Origin of the sequence: Halomonas sp. S3-1-1 (assembly GCF_023757625.1) — a bacterium.
GTDB lineage: Bacteria > Pseudomonadota > Gammaproteobacteria > Pseudomonadales > Halomonadaceae > Vreelandella.
On record NZ_JALGBZ010000003.1, the window covers coordinates 220,630 to 236,262 of the forward strand.

Annotated in this window: 14 protein-coding genes; 8 read left to right on the plus strand and 6 right to left on the minus strand. The window is 63.3% G+C overall.

Annotated features, from left to right (window positions below):
* Positions 1-18 precede the first annotated feature (18 nt).
* Positions 19-819 carry an SDR family NAD(P)-dependent oxidoreductase gene (locus tag MQW23_RS10390; protein ID WP_252108023.1) on the plus strand — a complete coding sequence of 267 codons (801 nt, stop codon included), beginning with the start codon at positions 19-21 and terminating at the stop codon, positions 817-819.
* A gap of 17 nt (positions 820-836) precedes the next feature.
* Here MQW23_RS10390 and MQW23_RS10395 read toward each other — a convergent pair whose 3' ends face one another.
* The 5 genes from MQW23_RS10395 to MQW23_RS10415 all read right to left on the minus strand — a co-directional run bounded on the left by MQW23_RS10395 (position 837) and on the right by MQW23_RS10415 (position 6,617).
* Positions 837-1,709, minus strand: coding sequence for a shikimate dehydrogenase family protein (locus MQW23_RS10395; RefSeq protein ID WP_252108024.1), 873 nt, complete (start codon positions 1,707-1,709; stop codon positions 837-839).
* Positions 1,706-3,592 (minus strand): bifunctional sugar phosphate isomerase/epimerase/4-hydroxyphenylpyruvate dioxygenase family protein, encoded by a 1,887-nt coding sequence (locus tag MQW23_RS10400; RefSeq protein WP_252108011.1) that lies wholly within the window; start codon positions 3,590-3,592, stop codon positions 1,706-1,708. Before MQW23_RS10400 ends, MQW23_RS10395 begins: the two co-directional genes overlap by 4 nt.
* Positions 3,593-3,735: 143 nt before the next feature.
* Positions 3,736-5,001: a TRAP transporter large permease gene (locus MQW23_RS10405; protein ID WP_252108025.1), complete on the minus strand. Its 1,266-nt coding sequence runs from the start codon at positions 4,999-5,001 to the stop codon at positions 3,736-3,738.
* A complete protein-coding gene (locus MQW23_RS10410; protein WP_252108026.1) occupies positions 4,998-5,495 on the minus strand; it encodes a TRAP transporter small permease in 498 nt (165 codons plus the stop codon). Before MQW23_RS10410 ends, MQW23_RS10405 begins: the two co-directional genes overlap by 4 nt.
* Before the next feature lie 87 nt (positions 5,496-5,582).
* Entirely contained in the window at positions 5,583-6,617 is a 1,035-nt protein-coding gene (locus MQW23_RS10415; RefSeq protein ID WP_252108027.1) for a DctP family TRAP transporter solute-binding subunit, read from the minus strand.
* Positions 6,618-6,783: 166 nt separating this feature from the next.
* Here MQW23_RS10415 and MQW23_RS10420 point away from each other — a divergent pair, with 166 nt between their 5' ends.
* The 7 genes from MQW23_RS10420 (at position 6,784) to MQW23_RS10450 (ending at position 14,603) form a co-directional block, all read left to right on the plus strand.
* The gene (locus tag MQW23_RS10420) at positions 6,784-7,449 is read left to right on the plus strand and encodes a TetR/AcrR family transcriptional regulator (RefSeq protein WP_252108028.1); all 666 of its coding nucleotides are present in this window, start codon (positions 6,784-6,786) and stop codon (positions 7,447-7,449) included.
* Positions 7,450-7,582: 133 nt separating this feature from the next.
* Positions 7,583-8,911 carry a class-II fumarase/aspartase family protein gene (locus MQW23_RS10425; RefSeq protein ID WP_252108029.1) on the plus strand — a complete coding sequence of 443 codons (1,329 nt, stop codon included), beginning with the start codon at positions 7,583-7,585 and terminating at the stop codon, positions 8,909-8,911.
* 185 nt (positions 8,912-9,096) lie between these two features.
* Entirely contained in the window at positions 9,097-9,915 is an 819-nt protein-coding gene (locus MQW23_RS10430) for a CoA transferase subunit A (RefSeq protein WP_252108030.1), read from the plus strand.
* On the plus strand, positions 9,915-10,688 hold the full coding sequence (locus MQW23_RS10435) for a CoA-transferase subunit beta (RefSeq protein ID WP_252108031.1): 774 nt from the start codon (positions 9,915-9,917) through the stop codon (positions 10,686-10,688). The genes MQW23_RS10430 and MQW23_RS10435 overlap by 1 nt, the downstream gene beginning before the upstream one ends.
* A gap of 10 nt (positions 10,689-10,698) precedes the next feature.
* Positions 10,699-11,901 (plus strand): 3-oxoadipyl-CoA thiolase, encoded by a 1,203-nt coding sequence (gene pcaF, locus MQW23_RS10440; protein WP_252108032.1) that lies wholly within the window; start codon positions 10,699-10,701, stop codon positions 11,899-11,901.
* 10 nt (positions 11,902-11,911) lie between these two features.
* On the plus strand, positions 11,912-13,081 hold the full coding sequence (gene pcaDC / locus MQW23_RS10445) for a bifunctional 3-oxoadipate enol-lactonase/4-carboxymuconolactone decarboxylase PcaDC (RefSeq protein ID WP_252108033.1): 1,170 nt from the start codon (positions 11,912-11,914) through the stop codon (positions 13,079-13,081).
* A 70-nt stretch (positions 13,082-13,151) separates the two neighbouring features.
* Positions 13,152-14,603 (plus strand): aldehyde dehydrogenase, encoded by a 1,452-nt coding sequence (locus tag MQW23_RS10450; RefSeq protein WP_252108034.1) that lies wholly within the window; start codon positions 13,152-13,154, stop codon positions 14,601-14,603.
* Positions 14,604-14,694: 91 nt separating this feature from the next.
* On the opposite strand, the gene MQW23_RS10455 is transcribed toward MQW23_RS10450, so the two are convergent.
* Entirely contained in the window at positions 14,695-15,594 is a 900-nt protein-coding gene (locus MQW23_RS10455) for a LysR family transcriptional regulator (protein WP_252108035.1), read from the minus strand.
* Positions 15,595-15,633 lie beyond the last annotated feature (39 nt).

Here is a 15,633-nt window from a genome sequence, read left to right on the forward strand (position 1 = left end):
AACGGGTAAGCGTTCCACATGGATATACCGGGTAAAGAACTAACGAACAGGGTAGCCCTTGTCACAGGTGCCGGAGGCGGTATCGGTGAGGCGCTGGCCTGCGAGCTTGGGCGCTGCGGCGCGCGCATCGTATTGGGCGATCTATCCCCGCCCGAAGCATTGGCTGATCGGCTCGAAAAAGGTGGTGTAACGTGTCGTCCCTACGCACTCGATGTGACAAGCGAAGCCTCCATCGCACAGCTGGTCAAAAGCGAGGAGCGGGTCGATATTCTGATCAACAATGCAGGGATCATGCAGCCGTTAATCGCCAGACATCACGAGCAACAGGCCTGCGTATTGGAGCGAATGCTGGACGTACACGTGGGCGGCGCATCGCGAATGGCCGCCGCTTTCTTACCTCAGATGTGTCAGCGTGGCAGCGGTCGTATCATCAACATCGGTTCTGTCATCGGCCATGTCGGGCTTCAGCGGCGTACGGCTTACTCCGTGGCCAAGTCCGCCATAGGTGGGCTGACGCGCGGTTTGGCGCTGGAGTATGGTCGGCAAGGCATTACCGTCAACACCGTATCACCAGGCTACACGCTGACGTCTCCTTTACGTCAAAAAATGAAGGAGGGCACGCTGAATTACGCTCTGTTTGCAGAGCGAAGCGCGGTGGGTCGGTGGGCCGACCCGAAGGAAATCGCTCGTGTCGTTAGATTCCTGGCTGAGCCGGGGTCCGGTTTCATTACGGGCGCGGACTGGCTGGTAGACGGCGGATATGCCATCAATGGAAATCCCGGAGAGCCGATTGGACCGTTGGCAGAGCAGGAAGTCTAACGGTTGTTTCCCTGCCTTCAACGACTGGACATCGACGTCACCAGCCGCTCGATATAGTGCTGGCGCAGCGAAATGACGTGCGCATCGATACTATCAGCGCTCAGCCGATCCGCGGTAAAGAAGCGGAACGCGTCCACGCCCTGAAAGACGAACAGCTCGACCCCGGACAGGACGTCGGCGCCTGCTTGGGTGGCGGCGTTTAAAAACTCGGTATGCGCGGGCACGTACACGGCGTCGAACACCCACTGGCCCTCGTGAAGACCGGAGGTGTCGATCGGGCAGCCTGGGTGGTGGATATGGCCGATCGGCGAGCAGTTGACCACGCCTTGAAAGCCAGAAAGCTCACGCTTGGCCTGATCAAACGAGAGGCAATCGGCGTTAATGCCCATGGCGTTGAGATCGCGCGCCAGGCTTTCGCCTCGCTCAGCATCGCGCTCCAGCACATGAACGCAGGTGGCGCCCACCTCGCCCAGCGCGCAGGCCACCGCGCGGCCCACGCCACCGGCGCCGATCAACAGCACCTCGCCGGCGGGGCGCTCGCCAAATGAATGGCGGTAAGCGCTGATGAACCCGGTGTAGTCGGTGTTTTCCGCCCGCAGGCCGCCTTCCTCGAACAGCAATGTGTTGGCAGTGCCGACGCGCTTGACGCCTTCACCACGAATATCGGCCAATTTCGCGGCGCGCTCCTTGAACGGGAAGGTGACGTTGGTGCCGCGGTAGCCTTCGCGGCGCAGCGTTTCGATGGCGCCGGGAAAGTCGAAGTTCTCGACGCCGCGGCTATCCACGAGGTCGTAGCGAACCGCCTCATTGAGCGCCGCGCCCAGGCGAACGTGCAAATCCGGCGACTGCGACTGGGCGATGCCTTCGCCCACCAGACCAAGCTTGATCATGCGTGATGTCCTTTCGTGTCATCCATAGAGTCCGGGGGCTCGATGGCGTCGATCTCGGCGTCCAGACGCTGTTGCGCGGTCACGCGCACGAAGGCGTTCGGCGCTCCGAGTCCCTGATAGCCGTCGCGCTGCACCAGCTCGAAGAAGAACGCCTTGCGCTGCGTTTGGGCGTAGAGCTGGTGGAAATCGCCGCCGCTGTCCTGGTCGAACAGCACGTCGTGGTCCTGCATCCACGCAAGCGTCTGCGCCGGCAGTTCAAAACGCGCGTTCAGGTCGCGGTAGTAGTTGCCGGGAATCGGCAGGGTCGGCGTGTTCGCCTCGCGCAGCGTGGCCGCGGTCTCGCGCATCGAGCGGGTACGCAGGGCGACGTGATGAATGCCGGAGCCGCCGTACTGGCGCACGAAGCGGTTGCTGGCGGTATCCGGCGAGGCGCTGGCGTTGAGCGCCAGCCGAAAACGCCCGTCGTGGTTCTGCAGCACCTGGCTCTGGATGAGCCCGCGCGGGTCGGTTACGTCGAACGACGGCGTGATCTCAAGCGCAAAGATGGCGCGGTACTGCAGCATCAGCGACAGGTAGTCGTGATAGGAGAGCGCCACGCTGATGTGGTCGATATCGACCAGCGCGTTTTGCGGCACCGGCGCGACATCGACGGTGAATTCGCGATCCCAGGTGCGGCTGAGCTGGGAGTCGTCAATGATGTAGGAAAGGCTCCCATCGACGTTGCGCAGCGCGCTCATGCGATGGCTCGAGCCGACGTCCTCGGGCTCGACGATGTCATAGCCCAGCTTGTCCGCCCGCTTGAACGCCTCGTAGGCGTTATCCACCTTCAGGCCGATGGCGGTGATCGCGGTGGCGTCGCGCCCGGGGACCCGTCCGGTGAAATTCGACTCGGTGTTGAGGACCAGGTTCACGTCCCCCGCGGCCCAGCGTTCGGCGTCCAGGGTATGGTGGCGCCCCACGCAGGCGAGTCCCATCGCGCCGAGTTCGTCACGCAGCGGGGCGAGATCCCCGGGCTCGACGGCGATCTCCAGAAAGGCCACCGACGCGATCGGCTGCGGCGCGGGTATGCCGCTGTCGGTCTGCATGCTGCGCAGCAGGTGGTAGGAGCGCACCCCGTCGCGGGCGGTCTGACTGCTGTGACCCATGCGAAAGACGTCGTTGAAGATCTCGTGGGAGAGCGGGCCGTCGTAGCGGGTCTCCTCGAGCATGGCCATGAACGCATCCATTTGAAGCTCGCCCTGGCCCGGGAAGCAGCGGTAATGACGACTCCAGGAGAGATGATCCATGGAGAGCCTGGGCGCATCGGCGGTCTGGACGAGAAAGATCCGGTCGCCCGGGATGCGCCCGATGGTGCCAAGCTCGGTCTGGCGCGAGAAGATATGGAAGGTGTCCAGCACCAGCCCCACGCTTGGGTGGGCGGCGCGGCGCACCACTTCCCAACTGTCACGGTAGTCATGGATATGGCGCCCCCAGGCCAGCGCCTCGAAGGCGACGCGCAGGTCGCGTTTGGCGGCGCGCTCGCCAAGCTCACGGTAGTCGTCGGCGGCCCGGCTCAGCCCCGGCAGTGAATCCGCACGGGTGGTGCTGCAGGCCATCAACAGATCGGTGCCCAGCTCCTGCATCAGGTCGAACTTGTGCTCGGCGCGATCGAACGCCTGCTGCCGGGCGCGGCCCTCGAGGCCCTCGAAATCGCGAAACGGCTGGAGCGTGACCAGCCTGAGCCCGCGCGAGCGGATCAGCTCGCCGGCCTCCCGGGGGGAGCCGGTGAAGGCGGTGAGGTCGTTCTCAAAGAGTTCGAGGCCCTCGAAGCCGGCCTCGGCGATGGCGTCGACCTTCTCTTCGAGCGAGCCACTCAGGCACACCGTGGCGATGGACGAATACATGACAACACGCTCCTTGCAGTCGGAAAAACAGCCGTCGAACACTCAGTGGCTAAAGCTCAGTCGTTAAAACCCGGTCGTTAAAACTCAGTCTTTAAAACTCAGCTATTACAAACCTGGTCGCTGAAAACCCAGCCGCTCATGGATCAATAGCCAAAGAGTCTCGGCAGGAAAGTGACCAGCGTCGGCACGAAGGTGATCAGCAGCAGAATCAAAAACTGCACGAGCAGCATCGGCAGAATGCGCCGGATGATCGCGCCCATGCCGACGCCGGAAACCGAATCGGCGACGAACAGGCAAAGCCCCATGGGTGGCGTAATCAGCCCCATCATCAGGTTGAAGATCACCACGATGCCGAAGTGCAGCGGGTCGATCCCCAGCGCCATGGCGATCGGGTGAAGGATGGGCACCAGCACCAGAATGGCGGCGATCCCTTCCAGGAACAGCCCGACGACCAGCAGCAGCGCGATCACCGCGAGTAGGAAGGTCCACTGGGTATCGATGCTCATCAGCGCCCACTCGGTGAGCATGTTCGGCACGCGCTCGAAGGTCAGCACCCAGTTGGCGGCGGCGACGGCTCCCATGATCACCATGATGACGGCGCTATCGCGCATGGCGCGGGCGAAAATCGCCGGCAGGTGGGTGAGCTTGATGTTGCGATACAGCACCACACCTAGAATCAGCGCGTAGACCACGGCAAAGGCCGCGGCCTCGGTTGGGGTGACGATGCCGGCGAGAATCGCGCCGACCACGAAAACCGGCATCAGCGCCGGCAGCAGACCGTGCAGCAGGGCGTGGCGGCGCGACTGCTGTTGCGTCTTCGAGGCGCCAAGGTCACCGGCAAAGAAGTAGACGTAGATCGAAAGCCCGAGTGCCAGCAAAAAGCCAGGCACGATGCCAGCGAGAAAGAGCCCGGGTACCGAGACGCCGGAGACCGTCAGCGCGTAGATGATGACCGGAATACTCGGCGGAATGATCGGGCCGATGACTGAGGAGGCCGCGGTGAGCGCGGCGGCGAAATCCCGCGGGTAGCCCTCTTTCTCCATCGACGGAATAAAGACCCGCCCCAGCGCCGAGGTATCGGCGATCGCCGAGCCGGAGAGCCCGGCAAAGATCACCGAGGCCCAGATGTTGACGTGGGCAAGCCCGGCCTTAAGCCGGCCGACGATAGCACTGGCCAGGTTGATGATGCGGTGGGTGATGCCCGCCTCGTTCATCAGCTCGCCGGCGAGAATGAACAGCGGAATCGCCAACAGCGGAAAGGACTCCATGCCGCCGAAAAACTGCTGCGAGACGATACGAATGTGATAGGGCAGGTCGCCGGTGCTCATCAGCACCGTTAGCGTGCCCAGAATGGCGAAGGCGAACGGTACACCGATCAGCACCAGCGCCAATAGAAGAACGAAAATCATGGCGCCACCTCCTGGTCGGCGGGCGTGGTTAAACGCAGGGCACCCATGATCAGGGCTGACAGACTCAAGAGCCCGCCGCCGAGCACCATCGAGGCCTGGTAAAGCCACATCGGCATGCCGGTACTCGCCGAGGTACGGCTCCCCCGAGAGTCGATGAACTCGATGGCTGAAACCACCAGGGCGATGCCCACCGCCATCACCACTAGGTCGATCACGATCGCCTGCCAGCGTAGCCAACGCGGCGGCAGAAGCCGGCGAATGAGGTCGAAGCCGATGTGCTTGTCCTGCAGGTACGCCCAGGCCATGCCGAACATCAGCCCATAGATCATCAGGTAAATGGCGGTATCTTCGCCCCAACTGATGGAGCCGCCGTAGGTATAGCGCGCGAAAGCGTTACCCGCCACGAGCAGAAAGATCAAAATCATGGCAAGGCCTGCCAGGCCGGCGTTGAACAGGATCAGGCCACGTTGCAGTCGAGCGAGAAGATGGGACATGGGAGCACCTTCAAACGGTGGTCAGGCACACGCAACGACGAGCGGGCCGACCCCGGCCCACTCGCGAAACGTCTTGTTTAGATCGGGTTAAAAGCGTGCGGAAGCCTCGTCCACCGCCGAAGAGAGGCGGTCGATCCACTCGGCGTCGTCGCCCAGCTCCTCGCGCAGGTACGCCTGCACCGGCGGCTGCGCTGCTTCCCTGAAGGCTTCCAACTGCTCGGCGGTGGGCTGGGTGACTTCCATACCCTCTTCTTGCAGCTTGGCGATACCCTCGGCGGAGTTGAACTGCTGGATGACGCGACCGGTGTTGCCCGCCACTACGGCGGCGCGTTTCACGGCGGCCTGCTCTTCCTCGGTCAGCGACTGGAAGATCTCATCGTTGATCAAAAGATGATCGACGCCGTATACGTGGCCATCCAGGGTCAGGTAATCCTGAAACTCGTAGAAGTTGTTGCCGTAGATTACCGAAATGGGGTTTTCCTGGCCGTCGACCACGCCGGTGGCCAGCGCCGTCGGCACCTCGCCCCAGGCAATGCCTTGAGGCTCGGCACCCAGCGCGCTCACCATTTCAAGATAAAGCGGAATGGTCTGCACGCGGAACTTCAGCCCGGCCATGTCCTCAGGCGAGCTGATCGTACGCACGGAGTTGGTGAAGTGACGAAAGCCGGTTTCGCCGTAGGCCAGGGTGCGAAGGCCGGTCTGCTCAAGGCAGTGTTCGGCGAGTTCATCGCCGAATTCACCATCCATCACCGACCACGCCACCGGGGCGGACGGGAAGGTGTAGGGAATGTCCGTCACGGCCACCGCCGGGCAGAAGTTGGCGTAGGCACCGGACACCATGGCGATGCTGATGGTGCCGTCCTGGGCGCCTTCGATCAGCTCGGTTTCACCACCCAGCGCGCCCGCCGGGTAGAGCTCGACGGTCAGATCCGTTTCCGCTTCCACCAGGTTCTTGAAGACCTGGCCGGCCGCGCCTTTCTTGGAGGTGGTCCAGTCGTCTGGGTCGACGTGGGCAAAGCGCAGCGTCTGGGCGCTCGCCTGGGCGGTGGCGGCCAGCACGGCGGTAGCGACGGCGGCGGTCAGTGCGTGTTTGAGCAGGGTGTGGTTCAGGCGTGATGACATTGTTATTGTCCTCTATTTTAAGCGGTGAGCGGCCTCGAAAGCCGCATGGCGTGGCGTTTTTAGGCTTTTTCGTAGTGTCTTTCAAAACAATGTACGAAATGGTACGTTCAGTCAAGCTAGGGCATACTAGACAAAAGAACAATCATGACAACAAAAGGCGCCTCTCATGACCGCTTCCGCGAGCCAGAAACCCCCGGCCGGGCCTCGTCGCCGGCGTAAAAACGACCCCGAATCCGTGCGCGCCGATATTTTGGCCGTAGCGACGCGCGAGTTTTCAAAAAACGGACTTTCCGGGGCACGTATCGACGAGATAGCGGCCAAGACCCGCGCTTCCAAGCGAATGATCTATTACTACTTCACGGACAAGGAGTCGCTCTACCGGCACACGCTGGAAGCGGCCTACCAGAAGGTGCGCCTGCAGGAAGCCGAGCTCGACCTGAACCACTTGGCGCCTGTCGAAGCGTTGACCCGGCTGGTGCGGTTCACCTTTACCCACCATGCCAAAAATCCCGATTTCATTCGCCTGGTCATGATCGAGAACATCCATCACGGCCGCTTCGTCGCGCAGTCGACGCTCATTCAGTCGCTCAACGCCGGGGTGATCGATACGCTGTCCGGCGTCTATGGCCGCGGCGTGGAAACCGGCTGCTTTCGCGAGGGGTTGGACCCGCGCGAGCTACACTGGCTGATCAGCGCGCTGTCGTTTTTCAACGTCTCCAATCAGCACACCTTCTCGCGCATCTTCGATTGGGACCAGCGCGCATCCGAGAATCAGCAGAAGCTCGAAGACCACGTCACCGACATGGTACTTCGCTATGTCCGCCCCGACTGAGCGTAGGCGTTTGGGCGGCAAATACCGGTTGCAACAGTTGCAAGCACCTCGCCCGCTCTTTAGCGTATGGTTCGAATAACGAACACATGTTCACATGCGCCCTGGTGGCCGCTGATCAAGGAGAGTGACGTCCATGCCCGCCGAATTTCTAAAACACCCTTTCATGAGCGGCCAGGCGCTTGGCGCCTGCGATGAAAATGCCATGGTCGACGCCATGCTGGCCTTCGAGCTGGCGCTGGCCGAGGTTCAGCAAGCAAGCGGCGCGGTGCCCGGCGGCGCGGCCGAGCGGATGCGTGAGCAGCTTCAAAGCGTGAACTTCGACACGGCGGCGATTGCTCAAGGGATCGCCACCGGCGGCAACGCAGCGATTCCCTTCGTCAAGCAAGGGCGCGGTCTGCTCGACGATGACCTCAAACGCTACTGGCATCAGGGCGCGACCAGCCAGGACGTTATCGATTCGGCCCTGATGCTGCTGCTCAAGGCGCGCCTGAAAGCGCTGGACGAGTGGCTTTTGCGCTGCCGCGCGGCGGCCATCGCGCTGATGCAGGCGCACGCCGAAACGCCCATGGTCGGGCGCACGCTGATGCAGCAGGCGCTGCCGATCACCTTCGGCGTCAAAGTGGCTCACTGGGCGGTGGGACTCGAGCAGGCGCGGCGGCGCTTGATGGAAATCGAGCTTCCGCTGCAGTTCGGCGGCGCGGTGGGTGTGCATTCCGGGTGGGAGGCAGAGGGCCTCGAGTGGATGGACGCGCTGGCAACGCGACTGGGCCTGGCTTCGCCGGTGCTGCCCTGGCATACCGACCGCTATCCGGTGCATGCGCTCGTCACCGCGCTCGATGCCGTGGCCGCCGCGGCCGACAAGATCGCCTTGGATATTTCCCTGATGACTCAGACCGAAATCGGTGAGGTGGCCGAGCCCGCCGCCCCCGGCATGGGCGAATCCTCGTCAATGCCCCACAAGCGCAATCCGGTGCGCTGCGCGCTGATCAGAAGTGCGGCGCGCCAGGTCCACGGTCATGCCGGCGTCGTCCTCAACGCTGCTGCCCAGCCGCTGGAGCGGGGGCTGGGCGAGTGGCACGCGGAGTGGGCGCCGATGACCGAGAGCGCGCTGCTGGTGGAGGGGGCGCTTGAGCAGACCGCGACGCTGCTTGAAGGGCTCGAGGTGCATACCGAAAGGATGCGTCGCAATCTCTCGGCCACCGGTGGCGGCATCATGGCCGAGCCGGTGGCCAAGCTGCTGGCGCCGGCGCTGGGCGCCGACAAGGCGAAGTCCATAAGTGCCGATGCCGCCGAGCAGGCCCGGCGTGAGGCGCGCCCCTACGCCGACGTGCTCTTTGAATACCCCGACGTTGCCGACGCCGTGACGCGCGAGGCGCTCGACCAGGCGTGCGATCCCGCTTTATACCTTGGTAGCAGCATTTTACAGGTGACGCGCACCAAAAAGTGGCTCGAGAATCGGTAAGTTATTGAACAGAAAAAGCTAATTTCCAAGTGGCCGTTTCGATTGTGACGACGTGGTTTGCTTCCGAGCAGGGGCGACATTTGACGCTTGTGCCGTGGCGCAGTAATTTGTTCGTACTAAGAATCTATGTTCGCCTTGCGAACATATAGGCAGATGATCCCCACTGTTCGTCAAGAGGCAATGCTATGGCCGAGTTCCTCAGCTTGCATGACGCGGTCGCCCGTTACGTTGAAGACGGCGCGACCGTGGCCATGGAAGGCTTTACCCATCTCATCCCGTTCGCGGCGGGCCACGAAGTCATTCGTCAGCAAAAGCGCGACCTCACCCTCATTCGCATGACGCCGGACATCATCTACGATCAACTGATCGGCGCCGGCTGCGCGAAAAAGGTGATCTTCTCTTGGGGCGGCAACCCGGGCGTGGGCTCGCTGCACCGCCTGCGCGACGCCGTCGAGAAGGGCTGGCCGCATAAGGTCGAGATTCTCGAGCATAGCCACGCCGCCATGGCCTGCGCGTTCGAAGCGGGGGCGGCGGGCCTGCCGCTGGCGGTGCTGCGCGGCTACGTGGGAAGCGAGCTGCCCAGCGTTAACGACCAGATCAAGTTCATCGAGTGCCCGTTCACCGGCGAGCGGCTGGCGGCGGTGCCGTCGGTGCGCCCGGACGTCTCGATCATTCACGCCCAGCGCGCGGACCGCCAAGGCAACGTGCTGGTCGAAGGCATCGTCGGCGTGCAGAAGGAAGCCGTGCTGGCGGCCAAACACAGCATCGTCACGGTCGAGGAGATCGTCGATGATCTCGACACTCACCCCAATGCCTGCGTGATTCCCGGCTGGGCGATCAGTGCCATTGCGGTCGCCGAAAAAGGCGCGCTGCCTTCCTATACCCACGGCTATTACGGGCGCAGCAACCGCTTTTACAAGGAGTGGGATGCCATCGCCCGTGACCGCGATACCTTCACCCAGTGGCTTGACGAAAACGTGCATCAAACAGGGGAGAGCGCCTGATGAGTCTCGAATACACGTCTTCTGAAATGATGACCGTCACCGCCGCCCGGGCGCTCGAGAACGGGTCGACCTGCTTCGTGGGCATTGGTCTGCCCTCGGAAGCCGCTAACCTGGCGCGCCTGACCCACGCCCCCGATGTGGTACTGATCTACGAGTCCGGTACGCTGCAGACCAAGCCCAACGTGCTGCCGCTGTCCATTGGCGACGGCGAGCTTGCCGAAACTGCGCTGACCACCGTTGCGGTGCCGGAGATGTTTCGCTACTGGTTGCAAGGCGGCAAGATCGATGTCGGTTTCTTGGGTACCGCTCAGATCGACAAGTACTGCAACCTCAACACTACGCTGATCGGCGACTACCGTGAGCCAAAAGTGCGCCTGCCGGGCGGCGGCGGCGCGCCCGAGATCGCCACCAACGCCGGCGAGGTGTTCATTACTCTCAAGCACTCCCACCGTGCGTTCGTAGAGAAGGTTGATTTCGTCACCACCCTCGGCTTTGGCCGCGATGGCAAGGGTCGCGATAACGTGCCCAACATCGGCAAGGGCCCGACCCGGGTGATTTCTGATCTGTGCGTCATGAAGCCCGACCCGGAGACCAAAGAGCTGGTCGTGGTGTCGCTGCATCCGGGCGTGACCCGCGAGCAGGTACAGGACGCCACCGGCTGGGAGATTCGCTTCGCCGAGCAGTTGGAAAGCACCCCGGAGCCCGACGAGAACGAGCTGACTATTCTTCGCGAGCTGAAAGAGCGCACCGATCGCGCCCACGCCGGCCAGTAAGGAGCTGAACATGAGCGATGTCTATCTGTGTCACCCCCGCCGCACGGCGGTCGGCCGCTTCGGCGGAACACTTGCCCCGGTACGTCCGGACGATATGGCCGCCACGATTTTCAAGGCCGTTCTTGCCGAGGCACCACAGCTCGATCCGGCGGCCATCGAGGAAGTCTTCATGGGCTGCGCCAACCAGGCCGGCGAAGACAACCGCAACGTGGCGCGCATGTCGTCGCTTTTAGCGGGCATTCCCACCAGCGTTCCCGGCACCACCATGAACCGCCTGTGCGGGTCGGGCATGGACGCCGTGGGCACCGCGTTTCGCGCCATCAAGGCGGGCGAAATGGCGCTCGCCTTGGCCGGCGGCGTGGAGTCGATGTCCCGCGCGCCTTACGTGATGGGCAAGGCCGACAGCGCCTACTCGCGTGGCCAAAAAATCGAGGACACCACCATCGGCTGGCGCTTCGTCAATCCGATCATGAAAAAGTCCTTCGGCATCGACTCCATGCCGGAAACGGCGGAAAACGTCGCCGAGCAGTTCAACATTTCTCGGGAAGATCAGGATGCCTTCGCGCTGCGCTCCCAGCAAAAAGCCGCCGCTGCGCAAAAGGCCGGGCGCTTTACTCGCGAGATCACCGCCATCGAGATCCCCCGGCGCAAGCAGGAGCCGCTGGTATTCGACACCGACGAGCATCCGCGGGAAACGACGCTCGAGAAGCTCGCCGGGCTTCCCACGCCGTTTCGTGACGGCGGCAGTGTCACCGCCGGCAACGCCTCCGGTGTCAACGACGGCGCCGCCGCCATGCTGGTGGCAAGCGACGAGGCGGTGAAGCGTCACGGTCTTGAGCCGATGGCGAAGATCATCGGTATGGCCACCGCCGGCGTCGAGCCGCGCATCATGGGCTACGGCCCGGTGCCCGCGGTCAAGAAGCTGCTGGAGCGCACCGGCGTTTCGCTCGACGACATTGATGTCTTTGAGTTCAACGAAGCCTTCGCGGCTCAAGCCCTGGCCTGCATGCGCGACTTAGGGCTTGCGGACGACGACCCGCGGGTCAACCCCAACGGCGGTGCGATTGCGCTCGGCCACCCGCTCGGCATGTCCGGCGCGCGGCTGTTGCTCACCGCCGCCCATGAATTACAGCAAAGCGGCAAGCGCTACGCGCTGTGCACCATGTGCGTCGGTGTCGGCCAGGGCATCGCCACGCTGATCGAACGCGCTTAACGGAGGTTACATGGCTTATCTGGAGTTCAACGGCCGCAGCGTCGCCTATAGGCTGCTCGGCGCCCAGACCAACCCGCTGGTGGTGCTGGCACATCCGCTGGGCATGAGCCAGGCGGTATGGGACGACGTCATTCCGGCGCTGCTGCCGCGTTATCGTGTGCTGACCTGGGACCTGCCAGGCCACGGCGCAAGCCAAGCGGTAAGTGGCGAACGCGTCACGCCCGCTGATCTGGCCAACGAGGCGCTGGCGCTGGCGGATATCGCTGGTGCTGCACGTTTTCACTTCGTGGGCACGTCCATCGGCGGGGTGATCGGTCAGCGGCTGATCGAGGCGCACGGCGACCGGCTACTGTCGGCCACGCTGACCAACACTGGCGCGGTCATCGGCAACCCGGAGCTATGGAATACCCGCGCCGCGCGGGTGCGTGACGAAGGGCTCAAGGCCATGGCCGAGGAGATCGTCCCGCGCTGGTTCGGCCCCAAAGCCTTTGAGGCGAGCCCCGCGCTGAAAGCGGGCTGGTGCGTGCAGATGGGCCGCGGCGACGATGAGTCCTACGCCCAGCTCTGCGAGATGCTGGGCCGCGATACCTTCACCGGGAAGCTCTCCAGTAAAGGCGTCAAGGTGCAGCTGCTCGGCGGCAGCGACGATCTCGCGACCCCGCCCGCGACCCTTGAAGTGCTTTCCGAGGAGCTTGGCGGCGCGCCGCTCGAGGTGTTCGACGGCGTGGGCCACGTGCCATCGGTCGAGGCCCCCGCGCGCTTTGCCGAGACGCTCCTGGGCGCCATGGCCAGAGAGCTTGGCGACGTCGCCAACGACGGGGTGGCCTATGCCACCGGCCTTGAAACGCGCAAAGAGGTGCTGGGCGAGGCCCACGTCGGGCGCTCCACCGCTAACGCCAACAGCCTGGATACGCCCTTCCAGCAGATGATCACGCGCCTGGCCTGGGGCGAGCTCTGGAGCAACGAGGATCTCACCCGGCGCGAACGCAGCATGATCACCACCGGCATTTTGGCGGCGCTTGGCCGTGAAGAGCTGACGCTGCACCTGAAAACGGCTCAACGTATCGGTTTGAGCGAGGCCGAGCTTCGCCAGGTGCTGATGCACGTGGCCATCTATGCAGGCGTCCCAGCCGCCAATCACGCCTTTGCGCTGGCCAAGGAGCTGGGCTGGGGGGAATAATCGCCGGGATGACGACGCATCACCAATAACAATTCATGCACCCCGCTCGTGCATTCACCGGAGCCATACCATGACCCCAGTTCAGCTCTTAATCGACGGGCAATCGTGCCCTGCCTCAGAGGGCGCCACCTTTGATCGCTGTAATCCGCTCAGCGGTGAGACGGTTTCTCGAACGGCGGCGGCGTCGCCGACCGACGCCGGGCGCGCCGTGGAAGCGGCAGAGCGCGCGTTCCCGGCCTGGTCAAAAACGGGCCCTGGCGAGCGGCGTGCCAAACTCAACAAGGCCGCCGACCTGATGGAGGCGCGTCAGCAAGCGTTTATCGACGCCATGGTGGATGAAACCGGGGCGACGCCAGGCTGGGCCGGATTCAACGTAATGGTAGCGGCCGACGTACTGCGCGAGTCGGCGGCGCTGACGACGCAGATCCAGGGGGATGTGATTCCCTCGAACGTGCCCAACAGCATGGCGATGGGTGTGCGCGTCCCCTGCGGTGTGGTGGTCGGCATCGCGCCCTGGAATGCGCCGATCATCCTCGGCACCCGGGCGCTGGCCGGGCCGCTGGCCTGTGGTAATAGCGTCATCCTGAAAGCCTCGGAGATGTGCCCGAACACCCACGCACTGATTGGGGAGGTGCTGCATGACGCCGGCTTGGGTGACGGTGTGGTCAACGTCATCCACAACGATCCGACACAGGCGGCGGCCGTGGTCAGCGCACTGATCGAGCATCCAGCGGTGCGGCGAGTCAACTTTACCGGCTCCACCCACGTCGGGCGGATTATCGCCGAGCAGGCCGCCAGACATTTGAAGCCCGTGTTGCTGGAGTTGGGTGGAAAAGCGCCGTTTCTGGTGCTCGACGATGCGGACATCGATGCGGCGGTCGATGCGGCGGCCTTCGGGGCCTTCTTCAATCAGGGGCAGATTTGCATGTCCACCGAGCGCTTGATTGTTGATGAAACGGTCGCCGACGAATTCGCCGAGAAGCTTGCGGCGAAAGCGAAAACGCTGCTGGCCGGGAACCCGCGCGACGAGGGTAATGCTCTGGGCACGCTCATTTCATCGGCCGCCGGCGACAAGCTCAACGAGCTGATCGACGATGCCACTGGTAAGGGCGCACGGCTCGCCTGTGGTGGCAAGGCCGACGGGGTGATCATGCAGCCGACGCTGCTTGACAACGTCTCCTCGACGATGCGCCTCTACGCTGAGGAGTCCTTTGGTCCGCTGGCCGCGATGATGCGCGTCAAGGGCGAAGAGGAGGCCATCCGCATCGCCAACGACAGCGAGTACGGCCTATCCGGCGCGGTGTTTACTCGTGATAGCGCCCGCGGGCTGCGCGTGGCCGGCCAGATCGTCACCGGCATCTGTCATATCAATGCGCCCACGGTACATGACGAGCCTCAGATGCCGTTTGGCGGCGTCAAAAACAGCGGTTATGGCCGGTTCGGCGGCAAGGCGGTGATCGAGGAGTTCACCGACCTGCGCTGGATGACGCTTCAGACCGGCCCGCGCCACTATCCCATCTGAGATCGGCAGCTTGGCCCACCTTGATTGATGACCCCGAAAGCGGCGCCTGGTGCGCCGTTTTTTTTGGGCCACACCGCGCCAAGGCTACGCTCTACGCTCGCTGCACGGCGGTGACGGCGTCGATCACGGTCGCGCAGAACCATCGCTGTGGCGCCGCGCTGCGGGGCTGGGCGTGCCAGTGTAGCGCCACGTCGAAGCCTGGCACCGCGAAGGGGAGTTCGTGGACCTTGAGCCTGGCATCCGCGAAACGTGCGGCGATCTGCAGCGGCAGGATCGCGATGAGGTCGCTGCCCTGAAGAACCTGAGGAAGCACCGAGAAGTGCGAAAGCGACAGGCTCACCTTGCGCTCGATGCCACGCTGCGTCAGCACCTCCTCGACCAGGCCGTGGCCCGATGAGGAGGCGATCGATACGTGCCTACCATGAATGAATCGCTCGAGGCTGAAGTCGTCGGCTGGGCTGCCTTGCTGGTCGAGCAGGCAGACATAGCGGTCTTCGAGTAGCACGTGCTTGTCGATGCCAGCGCCGCCGAGCGTCCGGCTACAGATCACCGCGTTGACCTTCCCGGTCGTCAGCCACTCTCGCGCCTTATCGATCTCCAGTGGTACGACCTCGAGCTCAGCCTGGGGTGCCTGAGCGTAGAAGGATTTCAAAATGGCAGGCAGCAGTGACATCTCACCCAGGTCGGTCAGCGCCAAGCGAAAACGGAGCTTGCAGCGCTCGGGCGTAAAGTGACGGCTGCCGTCGATGGTGTCGTTGATCTGTCGCAAGGCTTCTTTCAGCGACGGATAGAGCTGACGCGCCACAGTGGTGGGCTCCATTCCCCGGGCGGTGCGCACGAACAGCCGGTCGTCGAACAGGTCGCGGAGCCGATTCAAGGCGTAGCTGATCGACGGCTGGGTAACGTGAAGCTGCTCGGCGGCCTGGGTCACGCTGCCGGTTTCATAGAGCATCACCAAGGTGCGCATCAGATTCAAATCGACCTGCGCCATTTTCTATAAGCCTCATCTATTTTTATAAGAAATAATATT

Bases quoted from the DNA above. Each gene is read 5' to 3' on its own strand.
- MQW23_RS10430 (WP_252108030.1), top strand. From the start codon at position 9,097: ATGGCCGAGTTCCTCAGCTTGCATGACGCGGTCGCCCGTTACGTTGAA.
- MQW23_RS10450 (WP_252108034.1), top strand. From the start codon at position 13,152: ATGACCCCAGTTCAGCTCTTAATCGACGGGCAATCGTGCCCTGCCTCA.
- pcaF (WP_252108032.1), top strand. From the start codon at position 10,699: ATGAGCGATGTCTATCTGTGTCACCCCCGCCGCACGGCGGTCGGCCGC.
- MQW23_RS10405 (WP_252108025.1), bottom strand. From the start codon at position 5,001: ATGATTTTCGTTCTTCTATTGGCGCTGGTGCTGATCGGTGTACCGTTC.
- MQW23_RS10410 (WP_252108026.1), bottom strand. From the start codon at position 5,495: ATGTCCCATCTTCTCGCTCGACTGCAACGTGGCCTGATCCTGTTCAAC.
- MQW23_RS10390 (WP_252108023.1), top strand. From the start codon at position 19: ATGGATATACCGGGTAAAGAACTAACGAACAGGGTAGCCCTTGTCACA.
- MQW23_RS10420 (WP_252108028.1), top strand. From the start codon at position 6,784: ATGACCGCTTCCGCGAGCCAGAAACCCCCGGCCGGGCCTCGTCGCCGG.
- MQW23_RS10435 (WP_252108031.1), top strand. From the start codon at position 9,915: ATGAGTCTCGAATACACGTCTTCTGAAATGATGACCGTCACCGCCGCC.
- MQW23_RS10415 (WP_252108027.1), bottom strand. From the start codon at position 6,617: ATGTCATCACGCCTGAACCACACCCTGCTCAAACACGCACTGACCGCC.
- pcaDC (WP_252108033.1), top strand. From the start codon at position 11,912: ATGGCTTATCTGGAGTTCAACGGCCGCAGCGTCGCCTATAGGCTGCTC.
- MQW23_RS10395 (WP_252108024.1), bottom strand. From the start codon at position 1,709: ATGATCAAGCTTGGTCTGGTGGGCGAAGGCATCGCCCAGTCGCAGTCG.
- MQW23_RS10400 (WP_252108011.1), bottom strand. From the start codon at position 3,592: ATGTATTCGTCCATCGCCACGGTGTGCCTGAGTGGCTCGCTCGAAGAG.
- MQW23_RS10425 (WP_252108029.1), top strand. From the start codon at position 7,583: ATGCCCGCCGAATTTCTAAAACACCCTTTCATGAGCGGCCAGGCGCTT.
- MQW23_RS10455 (WP_252108035.1), bottom strand. From the start codon at position 15,594: ATGGCGCAGGTCGATTTGAATCTGATGCGCACCTTGGTGATGCTCTAT.